The organism is Mesorhizobium sp., from assembly GCF_004962925.1.
Classification (GTDB): Bacteria; Pseudomonadota; Alphaproteobacteria; order Rhizobiales; family Rhizobiaceae; genus Mesorhizobium.
Map to the genome: position 1 here is coordinate 1 of NZ_SUEO01000503.1, position 231 is coordinate 231.

Sequence of the window (231 nt, forward strand, 5' to 3'; positions counted from 1 at the left end):
GGCGTGGCAGCAGCTGCCGGTGCCATGCTTGCGGCAGCGGGCTTCGTCATCCAGCGGATCACCGGCAATCCATTGGCGAGCCCCGAGGTGCTGGGTGTCGGCACCGGTGCGGGTGCCGGCCTGACCGCGGTGTTGATGATCAGCGCGACAGCGGGGACCGGTTGGCAGCTTGCCGGCTCCGTGTTCGGCTCGCTGACGGTGCTGATCGCCATGTTGGCAATCGCCGCACGG

The 231-nt window shown here is 69.3% G+C and carries 1 protein-coding gene; it reads left to right on the forward strand.

Annotated features, from left to right (window positions below; translation table 11 throughout):
* The coding region (locus E5W87_RS35890; protein WP_292408809.1) for an iron chelate uptake ABC transporter family permease subunit at positions 1 to 231 on the forward strand (231 nt) is incomplete at both ends.